General features: G+C 58.0%; 9 protein-coding genes and 1 pseudogene. 3 read left to right on the forward strand and 7 right to left on the reverse strand.

Features of this window, described 5'->3' with window-relative positions:
- Positions 1-1253: DUF4041 domain-containing protein (locus tag AB0O97_RS16670; RefSeq protein ID WP_363884153.1), on the forward strand; the 1253-nt coding region annotated here is incomplete at its 5' end.
- 19 nt (positions 1254-1272) lie between these two features.
- Here AB0O97_RS16670 and AB0O97_RS16675 read toward each other — a convergent pair.
- The 4 genes from AB0O97_RS16675 to AB0O97_RS16690 all read right to left on the reverse strand — a co-directional run bounded on the left by AB0O97_RS16675 (position 1273) and on the right by AB0O97_RS16690 (position 3386).
- On the reverse strand, positions 1273-1458 hold the full coding sequence (locus AB0O97_RS16675; protein ID WP_363884155.1) for a hypothetical protein: 186 nt from the start codon (positions 1456-1458) through the stop codon (positions 1273-1275).
- 34 nt (positions 1459-1492) lie between these two features.
- Positions 1493-2011: a hypothetical protein gene (locus tag AB0O97_RS16680; protein ID WP_363884156.1), complete on the reverse strand. Its 519-nt coding sequence runs from the start codon at positions 2009-2011 to the stop codon at positions 1493-1495.
- Between the two features lie 515 nt (positions 2012-2526).
- The gene (locus AB0O97_RS16685) at positions 2527-2982 is read right to left on the reverse strand and encodes a hypothetical protein (RefSeq protein ID WP_363884158.1); all 456 of its coding nucleotides are present in this window, start codon (positions 2980-2982) and stop codon (positions 2527-2529) included.
- The gene (locus AB0O97_RS16690) at positions 2979-3386 is read right to left on the reverse strand and encodes a hypothetical protein (RefSeq protein WP_363884159.1); all 408 of its coding nucleotides are present in this window, start codon (positions 3384-3386) and stop codon (positions 2979-2981) included. The genes AB0O97_RS16685 and AB0O97_RS16690 overlap by 4 nt, the downstream gene beginning before the upstream one ends.
- 316 nt (positions 3387-3702) lie before the next feature.
- On the opposite strand from AB0O97_RS16690, the gene AB0O97_RS16695 reads away from it, so the two are divergent.
- A complete protein-coding gene (locus tag AB0O97_RS16695; RefSeq protein WP_363884161.1) occupies positions 3703-4587 on the forward strand; it encodes a hypothetical protein in 885 nt (294 codons plus the stop codon).
- Between the two features lie 55 nt (positions 4588-4642).
- Here AB0O97_RS16695 and AB0O97_RS16700 read toward each other — a convergent pair whose 3' ends face one another.
- Positions 4643-5653, reverse strand: coding sequence for a DUF932 domain-containing protein (locus tag AB0O97_RS16700; RefSeq protein ID WP_363884163.1), 1011 nt, complete (start codon positions 5651-5653; stop codon positions 4643-4645).
- Positions 5654-5827: 174 nt separating this feature from the next.
- Entirely contained in the window at positions 5828-6328 is a 501-nt protein-coding gene (locus AB0O97_RS16705) for a hypothetical protein (protein ID WP_363884165.1), read from the reverse strand.
- A 332-nt stretch (positions 6329-6660) separates the two neighbouring features.
- Here AB0O97_RS16705 and AB0O97_RS16710 point away from each other — a divergent pair, with 332 nt between their 5' ends.
- Positions 6661-7773, forward strand: a complete 1113-nt coding sequence (locus AB0O97_RS16710; protein ID WP_363884166.1) for a hypothetical protein — start codon at positions 6661-6663, stop codon at positions 7771-7773.
- A gap of 957 nt (positions 7774-8730) precedes the next feature.
- Here the strand turns inward: AB0O97_RS16710 and AB0O97_RS16715 are convergent.
- Positions 8731-9157 (reverse strand): annotated as a pseudogene (locus tag AB0O97_RS16715) (hypothetical protein); the annotation flags it as partial.

Below are 9157 nucleotides of genomic sequence, written 5' to 3' on the forward strand. Positions count from 1 at the left end.
AGCACCGCGATGAGGCGTCGAATGGATTGTCCCGAGCTTCGTCTGAGCTTGAGGTGTTCAAAAGGGGCGCGGCCACCGCCATGGCCCAACTCGATATTCAGATCGCTAATCTGAAATCTGAGCACCGCGATGTTGAAGCAACTCACTACCTCGAAGAAGTTCGATTCCGCGAATACCCTACGGCGGCTGACGGGTCGGAAAGGATTGCGAAGCAGATCAAGATTCTGCGAGCGCAACAGCGGGAGATGATCACTGGGGGTACGGCGCTTTTTGTTCATGGTGAGCTTGAACAATACTTCAGCCAAAAAGTCGGCCAAGTTGAGTCGTTCACTCCTGCCAAAAAGGCATTCATTTACAAAGCGTTCTCTACCTTGTTCCTGAAGACCTTCAATCTTGAATGTGAGATGGCTGTTCGTCAGCTTCGGAGGGATTCGGGTTACGAGGTGAGTTACAGTCGCATCCTTTCTGCTTACGAAGGGGTTAGTAATGCCGGGCTGCCTTTGGGTGTGAGGATCAGCGACGAATACCTTCATCTCCGAATGGATGAGTGCAGGCTTGTTTTTGACCATCTCGCAGCTAAGGCTATTGAGCGCCTTGAGCGGACTGCCGAACGTGAGCGGCTACGGGACGAGCAGAAAGCTCAAGAAGAATACGACTTTGCTCTCATCCAGTTCGATAAGGAACTTGAGCACTACCGGATCATGTTGGCAAGAATGTGGGAGCTGGGCGATGAGGAAGCCATTGCCAGATATGACCAACTGATCACAGGGATCGAAGAGCAGGCAGCCGAGATCCGCTTACGTGCCCAGAACATCAGGGCCGGATACGTTTACATCATTTCCAACATCGGCAGCTTTGGCGAGGGAATCGTCAAAATAGGCTTGACGCGACGGCTTGAGCCGATGAATCGAGTGAAGGAACTTTCCAATGCCTCGGTACCTTTCCGCTATGACGTTCACGCACTCTATTTCTCGCAGGATGCGGTAAGCCTCGAAACAGCCCTGCATCACCACTTCGAGGACCGGAGGGTGAACAAGATCAACCGGCGCCGAGAGTTCTTTCACGCCACACCCCAAGAGGTACTTCAAGCGCTAAAGGCCCACGACGTTGACCTTGTTGAATGGGTCCAGGATCCTGAAGCCACCGAGTTCAGGCTCACTCAAGGACAACACTCCAAAGAGCCCCGTTTAGAAGACACAAACGCGACTTCGGATGGAGTCACTAGTCAACATCCATTGGAGAGCGATCAATAGCGAGTGAGGCCGGATGGATCTACAAGGGGTGAGAGTTCATGACTTCGGCTACTAGGGCGAAGCGGTAGGCCTCGCTGCGGTATTCCTGGCGTTCTGATTCCGGAGTGTCATTGGCCCAAACTTCAGGGGCGATGTCGTGGCCCTGGTCGTAGCTGCATAGTCTGCGGGCGGCTTCGTCTACTTTGTAGAAGTCGGGTTCGGCCATGGCTTTGTTTCCTTTCGCTGTGTTGGGTTGGTGGTTATCCGGTTGGCTGGGTGCTGGGCTTGCGGCCGGGCTTGCGTGTCCAGTTCTCCACCCAGTTCTGGACAGCTGCGCGGGTGCGGAACTGGCCAGCTGCCAGTGTGAGGACAGGAGAGGGGAAGCTGTCCTGTTTCACGATGGCGTTGGCGCGCTGGCGCGAGACTCCAGCCATCTCCGCGATTTCGGTCAGGCCCACGAGATCCGGGATTTCCGGTTCGTCCAGGCTGGCCTGGAAGGCGTCTTCGGAGAGGATCTCCAAAGACACGACGGTGGCGGCCCCGGTGATGGGCTGGGCCTTGGCCAGGATCTGAGGAATCAAGGCTGCGGCCTGTACGGCGTCGGATGCTGAGACGGTGAGGCTGATGCTGCCACCGTTGGCGGCGAGCGCGGCGCTGGGGTGGTGTTCGGCCAGTGCGTCAAGAATGTCGAACCCTGCTTCGCTGTTCATGGGTGTCGCCGTGGTGAAGGTGGCGGTGATGTACCAGTCAAGGGGCTGCGGTGAGCCTTCCTTTGTCATGGGGGGATTCCTTTCGTTGGTTTCTTGGGTGCATTTTTGGGTTGTGGGTGCTGCTGTTTTGAGTATCAGGACGATGCCTGGTCTGCTCAATATTTGTTAGGGACTGGATGTGGCTGGGTGGTAGCTTAGGGGGAAGTTCCCCGTCCAAAGTGAACTTCCCCCTAAGCGTTACTTGCGTTTCCTGATGTACCCTGCCCGTTTGAGCTGACTTAGCATGTTCAGCCATGAACGGTGATCTGAGGGTGTCAAGTGAATTGCTACCGGGGCTTTCGTCTTATCTGGTGAATAAGCGAATAGGCCTCGTGTGCGCCTCTCTATCGTGAACCCTTGAGATTCAAGGTCTTTCAGGAGACCGTCAAGCTGTTTGTCAGCCATATGTGGTTCCTAACTCTGTGAAGTTTTCAAGGTGTGTAGGGCTGGTTTGCCTTACAAGTAAAAGTTTACCACGTAAACGTTTACAAAGTAAACAGTTACTTTGGGGTGGTGTGTCGCACCCACCACCCCACCCCTAACACTCACCCCAACTTCCCCAAGCCAGCCTCCAACTCCACAGCAAAAACCTCATACCCTCCGCGCTCGCAGGCTTCAGCGTCCGGGATGACATAGGCGCGCAACTCCTCCAGCCAGCTCTGTGCTGCACTGATGATCGTCACCCATTCAGAGGTCTCGGGGGACTGGTCCCAGATGGTGGAGTCATTGACGTTGACGCGGAAAGCTGCGGCGCCGTCAATCTGTATCACCGGGCGGCCGTCGAACTCGCCACGGTAAAAAGTGGCAAGGATGGGCTCGGAGTCAGTCTCGATGGATACCGAGCCGTCGGGCTGCTGGCGCCACTGTGTCGATTTGTCGGCACTGCCCGACTCGCCTTCTGCGAGGGTCGCAGTGAGCTTGCGAATGACCGCCTCGGTGGCGACGGGGCTGAGCTCCAAGGCGTCAATGACGATCATGGCCTCATCGGCTTCGATGCTCACTCGGAATCACCGGCCTGTTCGCGGCGGTCCTGCTCAATGTCATCAATAACGAAGGTGTGCGGGCCACTGTCGCCCGTGCGCGCCTCATAGCCACCACAGGACGCCCGCTCCCCATCACTAATAGCTTCGCCAGGGCTCGAGCCACAATAGGCGCAGCAGCCAGCTTCCGCCAGATAATAACGGTGCGCGGTGTCCTCACCCCACGGGACGCCCAGAGCGTCAGCCAAGTGGTGGAGATCAGTCAGCAGATCCGTAATACCTTCACCCTCAGAATCAATCAGCTCCTCCAGCGGCTGCGGGGGAGGGCTTCCAGGGCTAACTGCAATGTAACTCGCGACCGCTGCGCGAACCCGGGCCAAGTCGCGCTGGTGCACCTGCGCCGGGGGAATGTTGGAAATAGGCAAAATACTGTCCTCCTGAAAAAGAAGGGGAGGCGGTGACCGAGAGTCTCGGCCACCAGATGGGGCGAGCCCCGCTCCTCTAAATGTGTTGATCTGACAACAACTAATTTATCCTTTATGGGGAGCAGTGTCAACAGGGTTGGGGAGCTGCAATTCATGACCAGGTGTTGGGAAGATTTCACCTTTGCATAGCGCAAGCGACGCGGGGCATGGTCTGGCACTTAGAAGCTGGAGAGTGGGGTGACTGCTTCTTGCGCTGCAAGAGGGAGGAAGAGCTAGGCGAACCCCTCGCATGGCGCCCTTGGGGAGGAAATTTTCAGTGGATCTAGCAACATCGGTGGCGTTCTGGTCGGCCATAGCAACAGCGTGTTCGGCGGTATTTATTGGCTGGCAGGCGTGGGAGACTCGGCGCACTGCTCAAGCTTCAAGGAAAGCGGCCACGGACAGCAGGGACGCGGTGAAGATTGCTAACGCCACGCTTGAGCTGGCCACGGAACAGGCGCAGCAATCTGCAATCCTGGTGAAGGACTCAATCAGAGCCCGACTCGACATCAAAGCACCTGCGGTCTCGATGACTATCCGTCAAAAACACTCCGATACTGCCGTTGATTTCCTTATCAAGAGGCATGATGGGCCACAGGCATTTGGGGTCATGGACTTCGCTGAGGACGCCCTTTTTGAGCTGCCGCGTGACAACGACACGTTGATCTATGCCGTCTACGAGGTGGCTTTTCACAATGACGGCCTTGTGCCAGTTTCAGTCCGTTCCGCCTCGATGGGGTCAAGGAGTGGAGGCTTTTTCAGATGGCTGGACACGATTCGAGTGCCAGTCGGAGAATCTGTGAACGCGGTAATGGCTATCGGCACTTCAGTTGAAGAGTGGGCGATGGCGTTGGACAACAAAACCCCCTCGCCCGCTAGGGGGTTTTGGGAGACCGTGAGGAACGGGGAGACCGGAGTGCAGTTGTCTCAAGAATTCCACGTTGAAGCGCCCATGATTCAGCCTGTTGAGGGTGGCTCAAACGGTGACACCTATCGCATCCCAGGCAGAACAAGAGCACCTAGAATGCTTGCCAGCATAGTGATAGATGCTCAGGAAAGGGCCTATGTAATTGCTGGGATACCTGTTGAATCTCTAGTACCGACCGTTGAAGAGGCCGACATGCTTACCCAAAGGGGGCACCAGCCCATACTCAACAACTGATGCACAAAGGGGCCAGCTGGTGGAGCCAATAACAAGGCTCCACCAGCTGGCATGGCTAGGCGTTGATGAGGCGGAAGGCTGCTTCCTTGGTAGCCACGGCATCGACACCGAGGGAACGCATGGCGCGGGCCGTGTCGAGGTCGTTGGTCCACTGTGTGCGCTGTGCGGGGGCGTAGTGGTCGATGTATTCGGTGAGGGACTGGTATCCGGCCCAGCGGGTGCCGCGGATGGCATCGTTGGTCGGCGCCGTGGTGAAGAGGTTCTCAAGGGTGTTCATCTTTTCCTGGTACCGGCGTGCGGCGGGCTGGTTGCCCTCGCCCGGCTCCGGGAAGAGGTGGCCCATGATGGACATGAATTCCCGGTCCGTCATGGACTGCTGGATCATCCGCTCGGCCTCTTCCTCAAAGGCCTTCTGGTAGGTGAAGGTCAGGCCCAGTGCCTGCCGAGCCTGCGCGATAGCTGCGTTGGCCCCGCTAGTGTGGCGGATGGAGAAGCTGGACTTCGCGGACTTCAAGGCTGCGGCCTGCGTGTTGGCGCAGACGATACGCACCGGGGTGACCAGCAGGCGGAATGCGCTGGAGCCATCGTGGGAGTTCAGGGCTGCCAAGTAAAGATCAACGTTGTCCACGCCGCCCACCTTCATGTGATCGGGCATCTTCATGGTCACGAAGACTTCGCGGCCACCGCGCAGCGAACCGGCAGTTTCGAAGTGGGCACCGGACATGTCCACCAACGTGTTGAGCAGGAGCGCGTGCTGCTCATTCTGGATGGGGTGGTACTTCTTGCCAACAACACCCAGAACGTCAGTACCCTTGGTGACCGGGTTGGTGCGAACCGTGGCGTAATGGTTCATGACAGGCAGCGATCCGGCGCCGTTGGCATCCATGACCGCCTCGGTCTGCAAAGCAACCTTGCGGACATTCCAGCCCGACAGCAACGCCGATTCGAGGGCTTCCTCCGCCGTCAGTGCCGAAGCGGTGACCATGCCAAGGCGGTGCCAAGCATCCTCACGGGCAGAGACGAAAGCGGTGCGGCCGTTGGCAAAAGTTTCCAAGAGATGAGACATTGGTTTCTCCTCAGTAAATCTGTTGATCTGACAACAACTAATTTATCCATAAGTGCGCCACTTGTCAACAGGGTTGCGTCAAAGCGTCAAGCGACGATAAAACGCAGTGGCCACTGCGTGAGGGCATGGCAAAGGCACCGCCAAAACGATCGGCGAGGCCTAGAATGTCCAGACTTAGGAGCCGGGGATCCATGCCGAGGAAAGCCCACCTCTGGTGGTGGCGAGTTCCAAGAAATGGATCAAATCCTCCCACCCGCATTCGATAACCGCATGAAGCATCTCCGAGTCCAGACGCATCAAACGCGCAGACTTCCAAGCCGCGAGTGCCTCCAGCGCCTGGTCCTCGGTTGCCTGCCAGTGATCCAGTCCGCAGGGGGAGTTGATATAGATGCCGTTGCCCCGGCGAGTGGTGTGGGCCATGCCGAGCGTGAGCATGATGCGCTGGTATTCTGCCCGGCCCTCAGGGGTAAGGGTCAAGAGATGGTCGCCTGCCTCATCTAAGGCCGCCTGACCGCGACTCACGGCGTGGTTGGCGGCGGCCTCTTCGGGAGTACCCTCCTGGAACCTTTCCGCGGTCACTCTGGCGGCGGAAAGGTGATCCACCAGCTCGCGGCAAGTAGAAGCCTGGTCCTGCGGAACTCGCAGGTGGGTTAAGGTGACCATCGTGTGCTTCATGAGTGAATCTCCTCGGTAAATATGTTGATCTGACAACAACTAATTTAATGATCAAAGCGACAAGTGTCAAGGGGGTTGCGACTATTTACAGAAGTAGGTCACCAAAACCACCACAACCAAAGAAAACCCACAATAAAACCGCGCTCGCAGCCCGAGCGTTTTCAGTACGAATGAGCGTCAAGTTGGCAACCTGGCCCAGCCCCGCACCGTGGCCAGGGGAGCGCGCGATGGCGACCGTCGGGACCGTCTGTGGTATTACTCAAATGGCGCGAATTCACCAGGACCGGTGGCGTCGCTGGGTATCGGCTAATCGGGGGACTACGGAAACGCTTATGACGCTGCTGAATGGCTTCGGAGTAGTGATCTGCGGAATGAGTTTGCTCTTGGGGATCATTGAGCTCTCGACGCAAAAATGGATCCGGCCCCCAGCACAGAAGACCTTTACTTATATTCGGCTCGCCGCAACGCAGTATCAAACTATCTTTGTGCCTGCTCTAGGTGCCATGGTTTCCGGTCTCTTCGTCAGCTTGGCTGCTTCATTTTTTTATTTGGCCCTAACAGCAAAAGAAGACCAAGGATCCTGGCCTCAGTGGGTTGGGTCCAGCCTGTTCATAGCTGGAGCTATCGCGTTGACTATCACACTTCGGGCAGCATTTAAGGGAGTGGGTGAACCCGGTGAGCTCGCGCGCGACCCATTCACCATTCGCGCAGCAGCTGAGGAGTACGCAGCTGACCCTCTTCGAGGAACACTGGATCCGACCTTTTTAGACAAAAATTTGACCGAGTGGGAGGCGTTCATCGCCACCCGAGCCATGAATATATCCTCCACGCGAGACGAGAATAAATCCTCCACGGGGGACGAAAGTGTTTCCTCGGAGGATAAGTCTGCTCGCCTTCATGAAGTCCTCGACGACGCAGCCAAAGCAAAGAGTTTTTTTCCCTGTATCGGGCATTCAATTTGCGTATACTTTGCCGCGCTGTGCCGTTTCCCCTTCCGCTTCATGTGGCCATTCCTCGGCCCTCTTTTTCTTGCGGTTGGGATCGGCTTGGCCACTTTCACTGAGGTGAAAATAGATTCCGATAGTTCATTTCATGCATGTGCCGTTATCGTAGGATCGGTGGCGCTTGCGGTGACAATAGTTCTGGTAACGACCGCATTGCCCACCCTGATCTATTTTGCGGCTCGTGGGAACCGCGCTCGGCGCTGGCATCGCGTCAATCTCACCGCAGTCGAAGAGGCGCGTGAGTCCATCTCCACTGCACGTCAGGCCTATGAGAGCATCAAAGTGGAAAACGCCATGATTAAGCGAGTACTCCAAAGCGCCGACAATTTCCTGAAACGACCGATTCCCGCAACTGAAGTCCAGCCTGAGAGGGCACTTGTGCTTGGAGCGCTTCGTGTTTCGATTACTTGGCGTTCGATACCGAAGGCAGGGCGAGGATAGGGCTTGTCATCCCATCCAGATGGGGGCTCCGAGGTGGGAGGCTGATTGAATCATCCTAGTCAGGACAACATCCAGAGGATTTCTCATCCTTCCCGCGGATTATGCAGCACCCCAGCGGCGGAAAATTGGTGTTTCAGGGCCGGGAACTGACCGATGTCGGTTGGTTCCCACGGCGCGGGTGGTGCTCCTCGTTTCGGCATCTTTGGTCTTGGGTGACTGAGGTAAGTCAGTGGCTTTTTTCGTTGGTGGGTGAGGGGGTCGTACCTTCGACCCCCTGCCATGGGCTGGTGCCGGTTTGCAGTGGCCTGGGTTGCGTTGCGGGCATTTCTGAGCAGTTGATCAGTTCCTTGAGCCGGTGCGGGCTGCTGGTTTGTTTGTGTCGTGGTGGTGTTTGTGACTTACGTCAGTCAGTGCCCGGTGGCCGGTGCCGGGTGCTGGTCTGTTTGGGGTTGTTTGTGGGTGGGTGACTTAGGTAAGTCACTGCCTTGGCTGGGTGCTGTGGTTGTTTCCCGGCACGTGGCCGGCACCATTGCGGGTGTTCTGGGTTCCTGTCGTGGGTGTGTGTCGTGCCTATCGGTCGCTCGGGGTGCCTGGTTGTTGTTGGTGTGTGGGGGTCGTACCTTCGACCCCCTCTGGCCCCGGCGCCTCGAGCTGCGGCCGCTCGCCGTCGTGCTGTGCAGCTGGCCGTCCCGTCGGTGTGTGGTGGCGGCGCGTTGCGCCCCCTGTGCCCCTCGATGGCGTCCCTTCGCCTGCCTCGGCGCCATGGCGTGGGGGTTCTCCTGTGCGCCTCGCCTGCCTGACCGGTGGCCTCGCCTCTCTTTCACCGCGCCGCCCAGTGGCCATGGCGCCCGCCCGTGCCCCGTCTGCTCCGTGCCGTGGCCCGCCATTGCCACAGCGCACCGCACGGGCGGCTCCTGTGCCGGGGGTGTATGTGGCCCCGGGTGTCGTTGGAATGCTTTAGAGGTGGGCACGGCGTAGAGGTGGAACGCCAGCAATGGGGGAGAGCGCACTGAAGGGGTGCGAGGGGTATACCGGGAGTGCACGCCAGTGCACCCCATACGAAGTGTTCTGGGCGCCGTCAGGCGCGCAGGGGCGGGTCAAAATCGATAAGGCCGGCACCGCATAACTCCTGCCCACCAACGACGCAGCGAGGGACAAAAAACCAAGGTGGGAACGGCCGAGCTGGTACCGCACACACCCCCAAAACTGGATCACCCACAGCACCGCGCCAGCGGTGCAGGGGATGCGCCAGCATCCCCATAGAGAAGGCGCGCCAGCGCCGCCTCGCCGCCCCACGCCGATCATGATCAAGATGGCCTCCCCAAACGGCAGTGCGGCAAGGGCCTTCAGCGCACCGTCCAGGCCCGCGGCATCCTTGGGATCC

It is taken from the genome of Specibacter sp. NPDC078692 (assembly GCF_040686835.1).
Lineage (GTDB): Bacteria > Actinomycetota > Actinomycetes > Actinomycetales > Micrococcaceae > Specibacter.